General features: G+C 63.5%; 19 protein-coding genes. 6 read left to right on the forward strand and 13 right to left on the reverse strand.

Annotation, left to right across the window (positions count from 1 at the left end; genetic code table 11):
• The first annotated feature begins 48 nt into the window (after positions 1-48).
• Positions 49-1056: a DUF481 domain-containing protein gene (locus ACK6AU_RS00835; protein WP_185697861.1), complete on the forward strand. Its 1008-nt coding sequence runs from the start codon at positions 49-51 to the stop codon at positions 1054-1056.
• Positions 1057-1151: 95 nt separating this feature from the next.
• Here ACK6AU_RS00835 and ACK6AU_RS00840 read toward each other — a convergent pair whose 3' ends face one another.
• Positions 1152-1361, reverse strand: coding sequence for a cold-shock protein (locus ACK6AU_RS00840; RefSeq protein ID WP_010445013.1), 210 nt, complete (start codon positions 1359-1361; stop codon positions 1152-1154).
• Positions 1362-1712: 351 nt separating this feature from the next.
• Between ACK6AU_RS00840 and dcd the strand changes: the two genes are divergently transcribed.
• Together dcd and ACK6AU_RS00850 are read left to right on the forward strand one after the other, a co-directional pair.
• Entirely contained in the window at positions 1713-2279 is a 567-nt protein-coding gene (gene dcd / locus ACK6AU_RS00845; RefSeq protein ID WP_062363567.1) for a dCTP deaminase, read from the forward strand.
• A 106-nt stretch (positions 2280-2385) separates the two neighbouring features.
• Entirely contained in the window at positions 2386-2598 is a 213-nt protein-coding gene (locus ACK6AU_RS00850; protein WP_185697862.1) for a hypothetical protein, read from the forward strand.
• Between the two features lie 51 nt (positions 2599-2649).
• On the opposite strand, the gene ACK6AU_RS00855 is transcribed toward ACK6AU_RS00850, so the two are convergent.
• The 11 genes from ACK6AU_RS00855 to ACK6AU_RS00905 all read right to left on the reverse strand — a co-directional run bounded on the left by ACK6AU_RS00855 (position 2650) and on the right by ACK6AU_RS00905 (position 12203).
• Positions 2650-3414 carry an ABC transporter ATP-binding protein gene (locus tag ACK6AU_RS00855; RefSeq protein WP_185697863.1) on the reverse strand — a complete coding sequence of 255 codons (765 nt, stop codon included), beginning with the start codon at positions 3412-3414 and terminating at the stop codon, positions 2650-2652.
• 13 nt (positions 3415-3427) lie between these two features.
• The gene (locus ACK6AU_RS00860; RefSeq protein ID WP_409297245.1) at positions 3428-4546 is read right to left on the reverse strand and encodes a succinylglutamate desuccinylase/aspartoacylase family protein; all 1119 of its coding nucleotides are present in this window, start codon (positions 4544-4546) and stop codon (positions 3428-3430) included.
• Between the two features lie 24 nt (positions 4547-4570).
• The gene (locus ACK6AU_RS00865; protein WP_185697865.1) at positions 4571-5281 is read right to left on the reverse strand and encodes an ABC transporter permease; all 711 of its coding nucleotides are present in this window, start codon (positions 5279-5281) and stop codon (positions 4571-4573) included.
• The gene (locus ACK6AU_RS00870) at positions 5278-6006 is read right to left on the reverse strand and encodes an ABC transporter permease (protein ID WP_409297247.1); all 729 of its coding nucleotides are present in this window, start codon (positions 6004-6006) and stop codon (positions 5278-5280) included. The genes ACK6AU_RS00865 and ACK6AU_RS00870 overlap by 4 nt, the downstream gene beginning before the upstream one ends.
• 56 nt (positions 6007-6062) lie before the next feature.
• Complete coding sequence (locus ACK6AU_RS00875; protein ID WP_409297249.1) at positions 6063-6845, reverse strand: transporter substrate-binding domain-containing protein; 783 nt, start codon at positions 6843-6845, stop codon at positions 6063-6065.
• A gap of 273 nt (positions 6846-7118) precedes the next feature.
• Complete coding sequence (locus ACK6AU_RS00880) at positions 7119-9548, reverse strand: penicillin acylase family protein (RefSeq protein WP_409297251.1); 2430 nt, start codon at positions 9546-9548, stop codon at positions 7119-7121.
• A gap of 146 nt (positions 9549-9694) precedes the next feature.
• Complete coding sequence (locus tag ACK6AU_RS00885; protein ID WP_185697869.1) at positions 9695-10333, reverse strand: glutathione binding-like protein; 639 nt, start codon at positions 10331-10333, stop codon at positions 9695-9697.
• A 138-nt stretch (positions 10334-10471) separates the two neighbouring features.
• On the reverse strand, positions 10472-10666 hold the full coding sequence (locus ACK6AU_RS00890; RefSeq protein ID WP_031321030.1) for an SEC-C metal-binding domain-containing protein: 195 nt from the start codon (positions 10664-10666) through the stop codon (positions 10472-10474).
• Between the two features lie 6 nt (positions 10667-10672).
• The gene (locus ACK6AU_RS00895; RefSeq protein WP_409297254.1) at positions 10673-11158 is read right to left on the reverse strand and encodes an LEA type 2 family protein; all 486 of its coding nucleotides are present in this window, start codon (positions 11156-11158) and stop codon (positions 10673-10675) included.
• Positions 11159-11224: 66 nt separating this feature from the next.
• The gene (locus ACK6AU_RS00900; protein WP_185697871.1) at positions 11225-11701 is read right to left on the reverse strand and encodes a YchJ family protein; all 477 of its coding nucleotides are present in this window, start codon (positions 11699-11701) and stop codon (positions 11225-11227) included.
• Between the two features lie 4 nt (positions 11702-11705).
• The gene (locus tag ACK6AU_RS00905; protein WP_409297256.1) at positions 11706-12203 is read right to left on the reverse strand and encodes a DUF6231 family protein; all 498 of its coding nucleotides are present in this window, start codon (positions 12201-12203) and stop codon (positions 11706-11708) included.
• 189 nt (positions 12204-12392) lie between these two features.
• Between ACK6AU_RS00905 and ACK6AU_RS00910 the strand changes: the two genes are divergently transcribed.
• From ACK6AU_RS00910 to ACK6AU_RS00920, 3 genes are all read left to right on the forward strand, one after another.
• Positions 12393-13082, forward strand: a complete 690-nt coding sequence (locus tag ACK6AU_RS00910; protein ID WP_185697873.1) for an OmpA family protein — start codon at positions 12393-12395, stop codon at positions 13080-13082.
• 188 nt (positions 13083-13270) lie between these two features.
• Positions 13271-13549, forward strand: a complete 279-nt coding sequence (locus ACK6AU_RS00915; RefSeq protein ID WP_185697874.1) for a DUF1145 domain-containing protein — start codon at positions 13271-13273, stop codon at positions 13547-13549.
• Entirely contained in the window at positions 13542-14300 is a 759-nt protein-coding gene (locus ACK6AU_RS00920) for a collagen-like protein (RefSeq protein ID WP_185697875.1), read from the forward strand. The genes ACK6AU_RS00915 and ACK6AU_RS00920 overlap by 8 nt, the downstream gene beginning before the upstream one ends.
• A gap of 52 nt (positions 14301-14352) precedes the next feature.
• On the opposite strand, the gene ACK6AU_RS00925 is transcribed toward ACK6AU_RS00920, so the two are convergent.
• Positions 14353-14817: a CopD family protein gene (locus tag ACK6AU_RS00925; protein WP_185697876.1), complete on the reverse strand. Its 465-nt coding sequence runs from the start codon at positions 14815-14817 to the stop codon at positions 14353-14355.
• Positions 14818-14858 lie beyond the last annotated feature (41 nt).

The following is a 14858-nucleotide window of genomic DNA, read 5'->3' on the forward strand; positions in this document are numbered from 1 at the left end:
ACTGGAATAATGCCGTTTTTTTCGCAAGTCCGAGTTTTGTATTGAGCTATGTTGCCTAGAATTTTCGTTTGTTTCGCCTTGCTTGGCGCTTCCTTGCCCGTGCTGGCCGATGTCGTGTGGCTGAAGAATGGTGACCGTGTCAGCGGCAAGATCAAGGTGTTCGACGGTGGCAAGCTGCTGATCCAGACCGATTATGGCGGGGCTATTTCCATCGACTGGAAGCAGGTCAAGACCCTGGAGAGCGACCAGGAGCTGCTGGTCAAGGAGGATGCCTATTCGGGAGAAAGGGCCAAGTCGCTGCGACCGGCCGCGGAGGGCAAGGTCACCCTGGCCAATGGCGAGGCACCCAGGACAGTGGAGCTGGCCAGCATCCAGCAGATCATGAAGCCCAAGCCGCTGGTGGAAGACATCGTATGGAAAGGCAATGTCGATGTGGCCATGGACTATAAGCGGGCCGAGAAGGATACCGATCGCTATGACATCGACCTCAAGACCTCCGCGCGCCATGGTGCCTGGCGACACAATGCCGAGGCCGAATACAACCGAGAGTTCCAGAACAAGGCGGTGACCACCGATAACTGGCAGGCCGAATACGCCCTGGACCGCTTCCTTACCCAGCAGTGGTTCTGGCAGGGGCGCTTGACCTACAAGCGCGACAAGGTCGAGGACCTCGAGCAGCAACGGGTAATGGGTACAGGTCCGGGTTATCAGTTCTGGGACGACGAACTGGGAGCCTTCTCGCTGGGCTCGCTGCTCAACCGCACGGACTATCGGTATGCCGATGGCGGCAAGGACAACTTCTATTCCCTGGCCATGAAGTGGGACTACAACCGTTACCTGGTCGGCAAGCGGATCGAGTTCTTCACCGCTGGCGAAGTGAGCAGGCCTCTGTCCGGGGTAGCCGATTACGCCCTGGATGCCGAGGTGGGCTTGCGCTACAAGGTCACCGACTGGGCGTCGCTGAACCTCAAGGCGGAGAAGGACATGATCCGAGGTACTGAAAACAGCGACCTGGACAAGACTCGCTATACCGTGGGTTTCGGCGTGACCTGGTAACCCCGGGCGCGCTCCAGCGGCAGTTGCAGGAAAAACCTTCGGGCACAAAAAAGCCCCGCTGTTGAGGGCGGGGCTTTTTACTGGATCAGTGCAAGTTAGATAACTTGTACTTCTTCAGCTTGCATGCCTTTCTGGCCGCGAGTAGCGACGAAAGAAACCTGCTGGCCTTCTTTCAGGGTTTTGAAGCCGTCAGCCTGGATGGCTTTGAAGTGTACGAACAGGTCGTCACCGGATTGTGGGGTGATGAAGCCGAAGCCTTTCTCATCGTTGAACCACTTAACGGTACCGGTTTGGCGATTAGACATGGTGTATCTCCTTGGACAAAGTTAACTGCGACTCGGGAAAAGCCCGGGCCGAGACTGAGTGCAAAGAGCAGGAAAAATTCTTGAAGATGGTTGGATCGAAATTCAACATCGTGTAGAGATTCTCAGTGACACAAGCAGCACAGTGGCGCCACCTTAAACCTTTTTCCCGAACGTGCCAATGGCCATTGCGAAGGTTTCTCGGTTTTCGTGATCGGTAACCGGCCATCTGTCTTGTAGCCCTTGAAAAACGTGGGATGGAGCGAGAAAAACCGCCTGGACTTTGAACCCGGCCCCGCGCCCCGGTAAGATGCCGCACAGAATTTTTCACCTCGTTATTTCAGGACTTCCGCCATGAGCATCAAATCGGACAAGTGGATTCGCCGCATGGCGCAAGAGCACGGCATGATCGAACCGTTCGTCGAGCGCCAGGTGCGCGGCGAGCAGGACAGCCGGGTGATTTCCTTCGGCGTCTCCAGCTACGGCTACGACGTCCGCTGCGCCGACGAATTCAAGGTGTTCACCAACATCAATTCGGCCACTGTCGACCCGAAGGACTTCGATGCCGGCAGCTTCGTCGACATCAAGAGCGACGTGTGCATCATCCCGCCAAACTCGTTCGCCCTGGCCCGTACCGTCGAATACTTCCGCATTCCGCGTGACGTGCTGACCATTTGCCTGGGCAAGAGCACCTACGCCCGTTGCGGCATCATCGTCAACGTCACCCCGCTGGAACCCGAGTGGGAGGGCCACGTGACCCTGGAGTTCTCCAACACCACCACCTTGCCGGCGAAGATCTACGCCAACGAAGGCGTGGCGCAGATGCTCTTCCTGCAATCCGACGAAGAATGCGAGGTGTCCTACAAGGACCGTGGTGGTAAATACCAAGGCCAGCGCGGCGTCACCCTGCCGCGTACCTGATCCCGTTCGTCTGACGAACAGCGGGAATTCCTGGGAGGGCGGACACTCTATTGCAGTGTCCGCCGGCACGCGCAAGGCGTGCCGGGTACAGCCCAGGAGTACCCTCATGAAGATCGATCCCCGAATCAGCGCCACCTTGGCAAGGCTCGAACCCAATCAGGTTGGGGTACTGGCCTGGAGCCTGCTGGCGCATCCTCCTGTCGACATGGCGGGGGGCATCCCCGGCCAGCCAGATCCCGATACCCCACTGCCTGCCGAGCCCAGCGAGCCCGGCGAGCCGACCCTGCCGGACGAGCCGCCACCCGCGCCTGTGGCCTGAGCCGCGGGGTGCCTGGCACCCGTGACCGACGGAAATGGCGCGGGTGGCGGGCTACTTCAGGTTGCCGCTGAGGAACTGCTTCAGGCGCTCGCTCCTGGGGTTGCCCAGGACCTCTTCGGGCGCACCTTCTTCTTCCACCAGGCCCTTGTGCAGGAACAGCACCTGGCTTGAGACCTTGCGTGCAAAGCTCATCTCGTGGGTCACCATGATCATGGTCCGGCCTTCCTCCGCCAGCCCCTGGATCACCTTGAGCACCTCGCCCACCAGTTCCGGGTCCAGGGCCGAGGTGGGCTCGTCGAACAGCATCACCTCCGGTTCCATGGCCAGTGCCCGGGCGATGGCCACCCGCTGCTGCTGGCCGCCGGAGAGGAAGGCCGGGTACTGGCTGGCGACCCGGGCCGGCAGGCCGACCTGGTCCAGGTAGCGCCGGGCCCGCTCCTCGGCGTCCCGGGTGCCGACCCCGAGTACCCGGCGCGGAGCCATGGTGATGTTCTCCAGCACGCTCATATGGCTCCACAGGTTGAAATGCTGGAACACCATGGCCAGTCGGGTGCGAATGCGCTGCAGCTCCGCCGGATCGGCCACATGCATGCCATGGCGGTCCTTGACCATGCGGATCGGCTGGCCATCCAGGCTCATGGCCCCGTCGTCCGGGGTCTCGAGGAAGTTGATGCAACGCAGGAAGGTGCTCTTGCCCGAGCCGCTGGCGCCGATCAGGCTGATCACATCGCCCGTTCTGGCCTTGAGGGAAACTCCCTTGAGCACTTCATTGTCGCCATAGCATTTATGCAGGCCTTCAACAGTCAATTTGTACATGGGGCATGCATCCTCAAGGCGAAAGTAGATAGCCGCTGCGATAGGCTTCGCGACCGGCGACATGGGCGATCACCATGCCGGCGGTGGCCATGCGGCGCAGCGAGCGGGCATACATCAGCCCGGCATTACGGCAATGGATGGGGATGACCCGGTCGGTGATCGGGTCGATGATCTCGGCCACTTGCTGCCCGGCCTCCAGGTACTGTCCCGGCAGGGCGCTGAACACCAGCAGCCCGCCCAGCGGCGTCGCCAGCGGCTCCACCCCGGCCAGTGGCGTGGCTGGAAACGCCAGTTCCGGCAACTGCGGTGCCTCGCCAGCGATGGCGCCATAGTGGGTCAGGTAGTCCAGCAGGGCCTGGCAATCGCGGCTGGCCAGCGGGTGATTGACGTCGCCCTGGCCGCGCAGTTCGACGGTGACTGCCAAGGTGCCGGTGGGGATCGTGAAGCGCTCGCCAAAACGTTGTTGCAGCTGCCACCAGGGCAGGGTGAAGCACTCATCGAACGACTGGCCGCCGGAGTCGGTGGCCAGCAGGCTCGCCTGGGAGCCGATGTAACGGGCGAGCGGTTCGATTCGCGGCCAGGCCTCGGGGGTGGTGTACAAATGCGTCACCGCTTCGAAATCGCAGTGCAAGTCCAGCACCAACTCGGCATCGCAGGCCAGCCGTTGCAAGGTCAGGCGCAGGGACTGCAACTGGGTCTCGGGCCGCTGGCGCGCCAGGGCATCGGCCAGGTGTCGGCGGACCAAGTCGAGGTTGTGCTGGGGATCCTCATCGAGCAGGTCCTGGATGGCGTCGCCCACCTGCAGGCCGAGGTCGGCGAAGCCGCGATTGAAGTTCTGCCCGCTCTCCAGTTCATAGCGGCCCAGGGGGACGTCCATCAGCACTTGTTCCAGGCCGATGGGGTTGGCCACCGGTACCAGGACGATTTCGTGGCGCAGGCGGCCGGCGGCCTCCAGTTGCCCCAGGCGTTGCTTGAGGTGCCAGGCCACCAGCATGCCGGGCATTTCATCGGCGTGCAGCGAAGCCTGGATGTAGATCTTGCGAGCGGCCTGGGCGGGGCCGAAGTGAAAGCTGTGGACCTGCCGCGCGGTGCCCGGCAACGGTGCGAGCAGGTCGTGGATCTCATGGCGCATTGGGTGTTTTTCCTGCTGCAAGTCCTAATGAGCCGGGCCAAGGAAGGCCAGCCAGCGGCGTTCGGCCAGGCGGAACAGGCCTACCAGGGTGAACGTCACGCACAAATAGATGAGGGCGGCGATGCCGAACGACTGGAACGTCAGGAAGGTCGCCGAGTTGGCATCACGGGCGATTTTCAGGATGTCGGGAACGGTCGCGGTGAAGGCCACGGTGGTCGAGTGCAGCATCAGGATCACTTCATTGCTGTAGTAGGGCAGCGAACGGCGCAGGGCCGAGGGCATGATCACGTAGGCATAGAGCTTCCAGCCGCCCAGGCCGTAGGCCTTGGCCGCTTCCACCTCGCCATGGGCCATGCTGCGGATCGCCCCGGCGAAGATCTCCGTGGTGTAGGCGCAGGTGTTCAGGGCGAAGGCCAGGATGGTGCAGTTCATCGCATCGCGAAAGAACGCATCCAGCACCGGCTGGGCACGGACGGCGGCGATGCTGTAGATCCCGGTGTAGCAGATCAGCAACTGGATATAGAGCGGCGTGCCGCGGAACAGGTAGGTGTAGAACTGCACCGGCCAGCGCACCAGGCGCCGGGGTGAGACCCGGGCGATGGACAATGGGATCGACACCAGAAAACCGATGGCGATCGATGCGCTGAGCAGCCACAGGGTCATGGCCAGGCCGGTGATGTGGTAGCCGTCGCTGTAGAGGAACGGGCGCCAGTATTCCTGCAGGAGTTCGATCATCGCACGGCCTCCCGGGCACCCGCGGCATAGCGCCGTTCAAGCCGACGCAGGACAAAATTGGAAGCGCTGGTGATCACCAGGTAGATCAGCGCCGCCAGAACCAGGAAATAGAACAGCTGGTAGGTGCTCTTGCCGGCATCCTGGGCGGCCTTGACCAGATCGGCCAGGCCGATGATCGACACCAGGGCCGTGGCCTTGAGCATCACCATCCAGTTGTTGCCGATGCCCGGCAGGGCGAAGCGCATCATCTGCGGGAAGACCACGAAGCGAAAGCGCTGGCCGCGCTTGAGGCCATAGGCGGTAGCCGCTTCCACCTGGCCCCGGGGCACGGCGAGGATCGCGCCACGGAAGGTCTCGGTGAAATAGGCGCCGTAGATGAAGCCCAGGGTGATCACCCCAGCGCTGAAGGGATTAATCTCGATGTATTCCCACTCCATGAAATCGGTGAAGGACGTCAGCCAGGTCTGCAGGCTGTAGAAGATCAGCAGCATCAGCACCAGGTCCGGCACGCCGCGAATCAAGGTGGTGTAGAGCTGGGCAGGTAGGCGTAGCAAGGCAAGGCTGGAGAGTTTGGCGCTGGCGCCGATCAGGCCCAGCAGCACGCTGACCAGCAGCGATAGCACCGACAATTTGACGGTCATCCAGGTACCTTCCAGCAGCAAGGGGCCGAAACCCTTCAAGCTGAACGCGCAAAGCCCCAGGTTCGTTAGGAGTTGTTCGAACATCGATCAGTGACCCGTGACGATAAAAAAGGCGCCCATCGAGGATGGGCGCCGGCAGGTTATTTACCGCTGTAGAGGTTCAGGTCACCGAAGTGTTTTTTCTGGATGGTGGCGTAGGTGCCATCATCGTGTAACGCTTTGATACCTTTATCCAGGAGCGCTTTCAGCTCTTTGTTACCTTTCGAGATACCCACCGCGGTCTTGGCCGGCAGCAGGGGGTCGTCCACCGGTTTGCTGATCTCATAGTCGGCGCCCTGTGGCGACTTGAGGAAGCCCAGCTCGGCTTGCAGCATGTCCTGGATCGATGCGTCCAGGCGCCCGGAAGTCAGGTCGGCATAGACCTGGTCCTGGTTCTGGTAGGCCTGGGTCTTGATCCCGGCCTTGTCCAGCACGGCCTTGGCGTAGGCTTCCTGGATGGTGCCCTGCTCGTAACCGATGGTCTTGCCCTTGAGCGAGGCGGTGTCTTCGCTCAGCCCCGAGCCTTTCTTGAACACGAAGGCGGTGGGGCCGGAGAACAGCTCGTCGGAGAAGTCGATCACCTTTTCCCGGGCCGGGGTCACGGTCATGGAGGAGATCACGCCATCGAACTTGTTGGCCTTGAGGCCCGGGATCATGCCGTCGAAATCGCTTTCGACCCATTTGCACTTGACCTTCAGCTCGGCACAGATGGCGTTGCCCAGGTCGATGTCGAAGCCCACCAGGCTGCCATCGGCGGCCTTGGATTCGAAAGGCGCGTACGAAGGATCGACGCCGAAGCGCAGCTCCTTGTATTCCTTGGCCAGTGTCGAGCCGGCGGCCAGGCACAGAGCCAGTGCAGAAAGGGTCAGCAATGCTTTTTTCATTATTCAATCCCTAAGAGCCGATATGAGCGCTTGTGGCGCATGGATGCTGTTACTGCAACGCATGAGACTTAATGAAAGTAGCAATTTCCGAACCAGAGTCCCGAACAGCTGTTTTAAAAGCCTGGGGAGCCTTCGTGAGGCAGCGCTCGCGCTGAAAGGGGGCGGGGGGGAGGCAGCCGCGGAGCCAGCCGGGAGATGGCCGTCACAGGATGCACGTTATGGGGGCAGGCCCCGTTCGTACTGGTGCACGAGCGGGGCGCAAGGGCGGGAGAGTTACTTGCCCGGGACCAGGGTCAGGCGGGTCTTGCCGTAGCTGCGCTCGAAGTTCTGCGGCTGCATCGGGAAGCTCAGGTACTGGGCCTTGGACCAGCCCTCGATGCCATTGGCGTAGTGGGGACTGGCCGGGTTGCCGGACTGGCCGCTGCTGTTGAGCCCCATCAAGGGCTCGCTGAGGCCGAAGTCGACGATCATGCGCAAGGCCGGGGCGGCGCTGACGGCAAAATCCTGGCCCCAGTGGTACGGAGCGGCGTTGATGGTGTTGTGGTCGCCGCCGGCCTGCGATGGCCCGCGGATGGCCTTGCCGTCGCTGCCGATCCAGCTGTAGCTGTGCAGCTTGCCCCATTGCCAGGCCTTGCGATCGTTGCCCAGCAGTTGCTCGCCGGACTTGACCGCGGCGGCCAGGCTGCGGGCCAGGATCGCCGGCTTGTCTTCCTTCTGTGGCGTGCGCGGGTCGTCCCAGAACGGGCTGTCTTCCTGGCCCAGCAGGTGATCGGCCTGGGCCGAGTAGGACAGGCTGCCGTTGGCGACGAAGGCCTGCCAGGGCGCTGCGGATTCCGGGCCCAGCTTGTCGAGGAAGACCTGCCGGGCGCTCTCCTGCAGGAACAGTTCATACAGGGCCGCATCCGCCGAGCCGGCGCCGAGCTTGCCATCGAACGCCATCAGGCGGCTGTAGGCCTCGCGGGCCCTGGCCCGGTCGGCATCGGGCAGGGTATCGATGGCCTGCTTCAGCGGTTGGGCCATGCCGGGGGCCTCGAACATCTTCTTCAGCTTGGCGGCGAACAAGGTGGTCTGGTCGTATTGCAGGGCGATCAGGCTGCGGTTGTCCTGCTTGCCACTGGAGGCGAGCTGGGCCAGGCGCTCGGCGCGTTCCGGGGCGTCCCACGAGTTGGACAGCTGCATGCCGTAGCCACGGGAAATCACCCGCTGGTTGGCGATGGCAAGCCAGCCCTGGGGCGGATCCTGGTCGTAGGGGTGGAGCATCGGATCGGCATAGCCGTCCCAGTCATACCGCCCCTCCCAGCCAGGGGAGGGCAGCAGGCCTTCGCCTTCGCGACGGTTGGGGAAGCGCCCGGTGACCTGCCAGCCGATGTGGCTGGCATCGGCGAACAGCAGGTTCAGGGCAATGGCGCGGATGTCCCGGCTGGCGTCCGAGGCCTTCTCGGCGCTCTGCGCCCGCGACAGGTCGAAGAACGCATCCAGGCTCCGGTCGTCCTTGAGCTCTGGCGTCTGCAGGGCCAAGCCCAGGCCGTTGGCCTGGCTGGCACCCAGGGCGCTGTTGAGCAAGGGGCCGTGGCGGGTTTCGTACACCGCTTCGCGAAGCGGGCGCTGGCCCTTGACGAAGTAGGTCTCGTTGCGCACGACCACCGGCTGCCATTTGCCGTTGTTCAAGTAGTACAGGCCATTGCCCTGGCGCTTGAGCTTTTCCAGGAACAGGTCCTGGTTGTCGCCTTGCACCGAGCTCAGGCTCCAGGCCACCTTGCCGTTGAAGCCCTGGAGGATCGCCGGCAAGCCGGGGATCGCAGCACCGGCGGCCTGGTACTTGGGCGCGCGCAACTGGACGTAGTGCCAGGCCGTGGCCTGGCTGTCGCTGGCCAGCAGGCTCCGGCCACTGCGGCTGCGCTGGGGGGCGATGGCCAGGTCGCTGCCGCCGCTCAGGCCCAGGGTGTTGAGCCGGGCCAGCTGGCTGGCGGTGCGGCTGAGTTCGTCCAGGCCGGGGATATCGAGGTTCAGGCCCTTGAGCTTCTCGGCCTCGGCCAGGGGCAAGGGTTCGTCGGGGTAGCCGGGGGTCAGCCAGGGCAGCTTGTCGCTGCCGACTTTGCGTGCCAGCACCAGGGCGTTGAGCTCTTCGAACAGGTTGGCGGATTGGCCGAAGTTCAGCAGGCAGAAGATCAGCGCCGAGTCTTCGGGCTTCCAGTACTCGGGGGTATAGCCGCGGCTCGCCAGCTCCGGCGGCAGCTTGTCGCGATAGCGGAACAGGTAGGCGTTGACGCCCCGTGCATAGACCTCGAAGAAGCGCTTGATCCGCGGCGAAGAGGCCTTGTACAGCTCGTCGGCGCTTTTCTTCAGGTTCACCGCGCGCATCAGGCGGTCGACGTCCAGGGCCTCGGCGCCGGACATTTCCGCCAGGCGGCCCTGGGCCAGCAGGCGCAAGGTCACCATCTGGCCGATGCGATCGCTGGCATGGACGTAGCCCAGGCTGAACAAGGCATCGTGGAAGCTGTTGCTTTCGATCAAGGGCACGCCCACGGCGTTGCGGCGTACCGACACGTTTTGGGCCAAGCCCTTGAGCGGTTGCACACCGGAGGTGGGTGGCAGGCTGTTCTGGGCGTTCCAGGACTGGCAACCGGCCAGGCTCAGGACGCCGGCTACCGCCGCGGCAACGCCGAATCGGGGAAGAACATGTGAGAAGGCTGGCGAGGCCATGGCAAAGCTCCTGCGGGGGGTAGCGTCGATAAAGGCGCTACGTTAGTGAGCAGGCGTGTGCCGCGCAAGCGGGGCGACAGGTATTTATCGCAGGCCCGGACGAAGGCCTGCGCCGCAGGGTTGGAGGAGCGCTTGCAGGGACCGGTTCAGGCCGGGTTGACCCTTTCCACCAGGGCGTAGGCACGCGCGGTGGCCGGTCGTGCCTGGATGCCGTTGAACCAGCCATGCAGGTGCGGGAAGTCCTCGAGCCTCTGGCTCTGCTTCTTGTAGGAAGCGACCCAGGGGTAGATCGCCATGTCGGCGATGCTGTAGTCGTGGCCGGCGACGAAGGGCCGGTCCGCCAGGCGTCGATCCAGCACACCGTAGAGGCGCGCGGTTTCGTCTACGTAGCGCTTGACGGCGTAGGGGATCCGTTCCGGGGCGGCGTGGGCGAAATGATGGTTCTGCCCGGCCATCGGTCCCAGGCCGCCCATCTGCCAGAACAGCCATTGCAGGGTTTCCTGGCGCCCGCGCAGGTCCTGGGGCAGGAAGCGGCCGGTCTTCTCCGCCAGGTACAACAGGATCGCCCCGGACTCGAACAGCGACAGTGGCGCGCCGCCGTCGGCCGGCTGGTGGTCGACGATGGCCGGGATGCGGTTGTTGGGCGCGATCTTGAGGAACTCGGCCTTGAATTGCTCGCCCAGGCCGATGTTGACCGGGTACAGGTTGTAGGGCAGCCCGGCTTCTTCGAGGAATAGCGAGATCTTGTGGCCGTTGGGGGTGGTCCAGTAGTACAGGTCGATCATGCAGCGCTCCGGGTGAATGTGCCTTGTATAGGGACGAACTGCGGCATTGGATCGTTCCACCGGTGTTCCATCACCTGCCAGGGATCGAGGCAGCACTTGCCGGCAAGGCTGCCGGCAGGCGTTGTTTTCACGGCTGGATCAGGCGCCGTGGCACTTCTTGAACTTCTTGTTGCTGCCACAGGGGCAGGGATCGTTGCGGCCGACGTCTTTCAACGCGTTGCGTACCGGCTCCTGGTGGCCGTGGTTGCAATGCGGGCCGTGGACATGGCCATGGTCGTGATGGTCGTGATCGTGGTTGCAGTCAGGGCCATGGACATGGGGTTGCTGGGTCATTGAAGGTCACTCCGGGATGAAATCGCCGGGAATTATCACGCCATTGCGCTTCAGGTGCACGTCTTTGCCGATGAATAATCCCACCTCCAGCTCGCCCTCCAGGCGATAGGGAATCGGCCGGTCGGGCTTGTGCAGGAGTTTCACCAGGTCACGGATCTGCGGCCACAGGTTGGTGCGCACCGGTACCTTGAAATAGCGACTGCTATGGGGCGTGACGGTGAACCAGTGCTCATGCTCGCCATCGCCGAGCAAAAAGCGCTCCAGGTAGATCCGGTAGGTCAGGCGGCGTACGGTCAGGTCTTCGTCGTTGGGGTTGTCCACCCTCAGGTGCAGGGTGAAGCGCTGCTCCAGCAAGTTGGCCTTGACCACCTCGACCTTGACCAGGTGCACCTCGGGATCGATGTCTTCGTCGGCGAACCACGACACGCAACCGGACAGGCCCAGCATCCCGAGCAGGCAGAGAATGGGTAGCAGGCGCAGTTCACCGATCATTGCAAGGCTCCCTTTGGTCTCCCCTGTACCCATCCTGGGCCGGGGCTGATCGTGGCGGACGAGGGCTCAGCGGCTGAAGTAGCTCGCGCAGCACTTCTTGTATTTCTGCCCGCTGCCGCAGGGGCAGGCATCGTTGCGCGATGCCTTGAGCTGCACCGTGGGGTCGATGAAGTACCAGCGCCCCTGGTTCTGCACGAACGACGAGCGTTCGCGATGGCTGTGCTCGCCCTGGCTGTCGTGCCAGCGGGCGGTGAAGGTGACGAAGGCATGTTCGGGCTGGCCGCCGAACACCTCCGAGCTTTCCACTTGCAAGCCCAGCCAGGTGCTCTGGGCGCTCCAGTCGCTGATGGATTGGCGGTCCAGTCCTGCCTGTTGGGCCGGCAGGGTGGTGGCTACCAGATAGTCCACCTGCCCCAGCACATAGGCGCTGTAGCGCGAGCGCATCAGGGCCTCGGCACAGGGCGCGGGATGGCCGGCATGGTAATGGCCGCAGCAGGCCTCCAGCAGGTTGCCGCTGCCGCAGGGACAAATCGAAGCGCTCATCGTGTTACCACCAGTACTTTCCAAAATTTTCCGGGTTCGCCCAGAAGCGTGAATTGAGCCAATCGGGCACTTGCTTGTATTCAAGCAGATCGTAGGTAAACAGGGTCAGCACCTGTTGCTCCCGCTGGAAGCGCTCGCTGGCCTGCAGGGCCAGGGAGAAGAAGTCGGTTTCCTGCCAGCCGCAAGCGACCAGGTCGGCCAGCACGGCGATGCGGCTGGCGTTGAGGTTGCGGATGCCTCCAAGCAGGTTCTGGCCCTCGCGCTTGGGCAGGTGCTCCAGGCAATCCACCGCCAGGGCCAGGTCGAAACGCTGCGCGGCCAGGTCGGCCGGCAAAGGCCCGGGTGCGGCCTGGGCCACTTCGGTGGCCGGATGGGCGGCCTTGAATGCGGCCAGGGCGGGAAAGTCGCTGGCGCCGATCAGCAGCAGCCTTTGCGGTGCATAACGGTCCAGCAGGGCAGCCAGTGCCTGCTGCGGGGTACGGGCAGAAATACCGACGCTCATCATCGCTCCTCGATCAGAGCGTCCAAGACTAGCTTGCCGGCATCCGCGGGCCTAGAGCGGTTCTTCATTTATTCGTGAACCCCCTGTGTTTACGGGGCGAAACAGGGGCTGGCGGTTTGCTGGCGCGGACCTTCGGCCGGGTCTTTACTCCGTGAATCGGCCCCGAGCCGATCCCTCAGGAGAAATCAGATGAGCATCATTCGTACGGCAGTACCCCTGGTTCTGTTGACCGGTGTGTTGACTGGTTGTGCAGGTTTGCAAAAAACCGACTGGCCGATCTGCGCCGCGGTAGGCGGCGTCACCGGCGCGGCGCTGGGCGCCACCGAAAGCTCGGCGTGGGCGGGCGGTGGCGCACTGTTTGTCGGCGGCCTGGCAGGCGCCTACTGCTGGGTGCATGGCGATGGCGACGAGGACGGCGATGGCGTGCCGGACAGCCGTGACAAGTGCCCGCATACGCCCAAGGGCGTGCAGGTCGATGCCAACGGCTGCCCATTGCCTCCACCCGTGGTGGAAGAGGTCGTGGTGGTCAAGGAAGAAACCATCGTCGTGCGCGATGTGCACTTCCATTTCGACTCGGCCAAGCTGACCGAGGCCGACAAGACCAAGCTCAACACCATAGTGACTCGCCTGAAGCAGGAGTCTGCCTCGGCACAACTGCGGGTGACGGGCCATACCGACAGCGTCGGCAAGGCGGCCTACAACCAGAAACTCTCGGAAAAACGCGCCCATTCGGTGGTGGAATACTTGATCCAGGGCGGTATTCCCCGTGCCAGTTTCATCTCGGTGACCGGCGCCGGAGCCAGCAAACCCGTGGCGGACAACAAGACCGCGGAAGGACGGGCCATGAACCGCCGCACGGAAATCCAGATCAACCGTTGAGCAGGCGCGTCCGGCGCGGCCCGAGGTGCCGCGCCGGCGCATCCACGTGCGGTATGGGGAAGTGGCTGCGGCGATCCTCGTCGATCCGGGAGCTAAACTGCCGCTGGGGAGAATTTGCATGGCCCTCTGGCGTATCCCGGTAATAAGTCGTTACTGTGCGCGCAAAGAAGAACTTACAAGGGGGGCATATGAAGGTCTTATGGGGGCTGGGGAAGTTTCTGACCCTGCTATTTTGGCTGGTGATATTGATCAACCTGGCCAGGCCGTTGATCAATCCATTGCACTTGCTGGTCAACCTGGCGGGCAGCCTGTTGCTGTTGACCCATCTGCTGGAACTGGTGCTGTTCAATGGCAGCCTCAAGGGCCGTGCCCATCCTTGGCGTGATCGCCTGCAAATCCTGCTGGTAGGTATTTTCCATCTGCAGGCCCTTCCAGCCCCCGTTACCGTCGAGGCCGATCATGCGTAGGCTCTGCCCGCTGCTCCTGTTCTTTACCCCCCTGGTCCTGGCCCAGGAGGTCAGGGTCGAAACCAATTCCTTCATGCGCCTGCCCAATACCGCCAGCAACCTGGTCCTGGAACGCTTGGACGTGGCCGACTTCGCCACCTTGCTGGTACCGGCCAATGTCACTGAACTCCAGGTCCAGGACCTGCACCTGGGGCGCGAGGCGCGGATCGCCATCGTGCCCACCGAGCAGAGCCTGCATCTGGTGGTCCAGCGGGCACAGCTGGACGCGGGTAGCCAGTTCACCTCCCGGGGGGCGCCGGGGACCTATGAGAAGGCCGCCAAGCCCGGTCGCAACCTGAACCTGCGGATCGAGTCGCTGCAGGCCCAGGAGCTGTCGGTGGATGCACGGGGCGGTGCCGGTGCGCCAGGTTATGTCGGCCTGGATGGGGCCAATGGCGATGAGCCCGGCTGTACCTGGGGCCAGGCCGGACGTGGTGCCGATGGGGACAATGGCGGTAATGGCCATCCGGGTGCGGCGGGTGGCCAGGTACGCCTGGAGTTGCCGCGGGATTTCCCCGACGAGCAGATCAAGGTCTGGGTCGATGGCGGTGCCGGCGGTTTGGCCGGTGCCGGTGGCAAGCCGGGCGCGGGCGGCAAATCCAAGGGCTGCCTGGTCTACCGGGCCGACGGTGGCAAGGGCGGACGTCCCGGTGCCCAGGGCCAACCAGGGCCGGAGGGCGTGGCGGGCTCGCTGACCGTGCAGCGCCTTTAACCCGCTTTGTCAGTTGTCATGCCGATCGCCCGCTTTTGCGGGCGATCGTATTTCAGAAGCTCGGCCGGGCAGCCGCCAGGGCCACCAGCAGCAGGCCGATGATCAGGTTGATACCCACCAGGCGGCGGATCCGCCCGAGCACGGCGGCACCGGCCGGCCAGTCCTGGGCCGCCACTGCCTGGCGCAACTCCGGCAGCTGCAGCGCCTGGATACGGATGAACAGCGCGGTCATCGCCAGGTACACGCCCATCATGATCTGCACATAGCGCGGCGCGGTTTCAAAACCGTTGAACCGCAGGTGCAGCAGGCCGATGCCGCTGATCGGCAAGATCACCACGGCCGCCCAGACCCAGGCGAAAAAACGCGGGAATACCTGGGCCCACAATTGAAGCCGCTGTGGACCTTCCAGGGCCGCCACGGCGGCGGGCCGCAGGACCATCCAGGCGAAGAACATGCCGCCGACCCAGACCAGGGCGGCCAGGACATGCAAGCTGTAGGCGAGGGCGAAAGCGGTCATTCGGGTACTCCGTTCTGCGCAGGATGAATTAGCGGGGTATG

Source organism: Pseudomonas sp. KCJK8993 (genome assembly GCF_046230915.1).
Lineage (GTDB): Bacteria > Pseudomonadota > Gammaproteobacteria > Pseudomonadales > Pseudomonadaceae > Aquipseudomonas > Aquipseudomonas piscis.

Coding starts and splice junctions, on each gene's coding strand:
- ACK6AU_RS00835 (WP_185697861.1), top strand. CDS start 49: ATGTTGCCTAGAATTTTCGTTTGTTTCGCCTTGCTTGGCGCTTCCTTG.
- ACK6AU_RS00840 (WP_010445013.1), bottom strand. CDS start 1,361: ATGTCTAATCGCCAAACCGGTACCGTTAAGTGGTTCAACGATGAGAAA.
- dcd (WP_062363567.1), top strand. CDS start 1,713: ATGAGCATCAAATCGGACAAGTGGATTCGCCGCATGGCGCAAGAGCAC.
- ACK6AU_RS00850 (WP_185697862.1), top strand. CDS start 2,386: ATGAAGATCGATCCCCGAATCAGCGCCACCTTGGCAAGGCTCGAACCC.
- ACK6AU_RS00855 (WP_185697863.1), bottom strand. CDS start 3,414: ATGTACAAATTGACTGTTGAAGGCCTGCATAAATGCTATGGCGACAAT.
- ACK6AU_RS00860 (WP_409297245.1), bottom strand. CDS start 4,546: ATGCGCCATGAGATCCACGACCTGCTCGCACCGTTGCCGGGCACCGCG.
- ACK6AU_RS00865 (WP_185697865.1), bottom strand. CDS start 5,281: ATGATCGAACTCCTGCAGGAATACTGGCGCCCGTTCCTCTACAGCGAC.
- ACK6AU_RS00870 (WP_409297247.1), bottom strand. CDS start 6,006: ATGTTCGAACAACTCCTAACGAACCTGGGGCTTTGCGCGTTCAGCTTG.
- ACK6AU_RS00875 (WP_409297249.1), bottom strand. CDS start 6,845: ATGAAAAAAGCATTGCTGACCCTTTCTGCACTGGCTCTGTGCCTGGCC.
- ACK6AU_RS00880 (WP_409297251.1), bottom strand. CDS start 9,548: ATGGCCTCGCCAGCCTTCTCACATGTTCTTCCCCGATTCGGCGTTGCC.
- ACK6AU_RS00885 (WP_185697869.1), bottom strand. CDS start 10,333: ATGATCGACCTGTACTACTGGACCACCCCCAACGGCCACAAGATCTCG.
- ACK6AU_RS00890 (WP_031321030.1), bottom strand. CDS start 10,666: ATGACCCAGCAACCCCATGTCCATGGCCCTGACTGCAACCACGATCAC.
- ACK6AU_RS00895 (WP_409297254.1), bottom strand. CDS start 11,158: ATGATCGGTGAACTGCGCCTGCTACCCATTCTCTGCCTGCTCGGGATG.
- ACK6AU_RS00900 (WP_185697871.1), bottom strand. CDS start 11,701: ATGAGCGCTTCGATTTGTCCCTGCGGCAGCGGCAACCTGCTGGAGGCC.
- ACK6AU_RS00905 (WP_409297256.1), bottom strand. CDS start 12,203: ATGAGCGTCGGTATTTCTGCCCGTACCCCGCAGCAGGCACTGGCTGCC.
- ACK6AU_RS00910 (WP_185697873.1), top strand. CDS start 12,393: ATGAGCATCATTCGTACGGCAGTACCCCTGGTTCTGTTGACCGGTGTG.
- ACK6AU_RS00915 (WP_185697874.1), top strand. CDS start 13,271: ATGAAGGTCTTATGGGGGCTGGGGAAGTTTCTGACCCTGCTATTTTGG.
- ACK6AU_RS00920 (WP_185697875.1), top strand. CDS start 13,542: ATGCGTAGGCTCTGCCCGCTGCTCCTGTTCTTTACCCCCCTGGTCCTG.
- ACK6AU_RS00925 (WP_185697876.1), bottom strand. CDS start 14,817: ATGACCGCTTTCGCCCTCGCCTACAGCTTGCATGTCCTGGCCGCCCTG.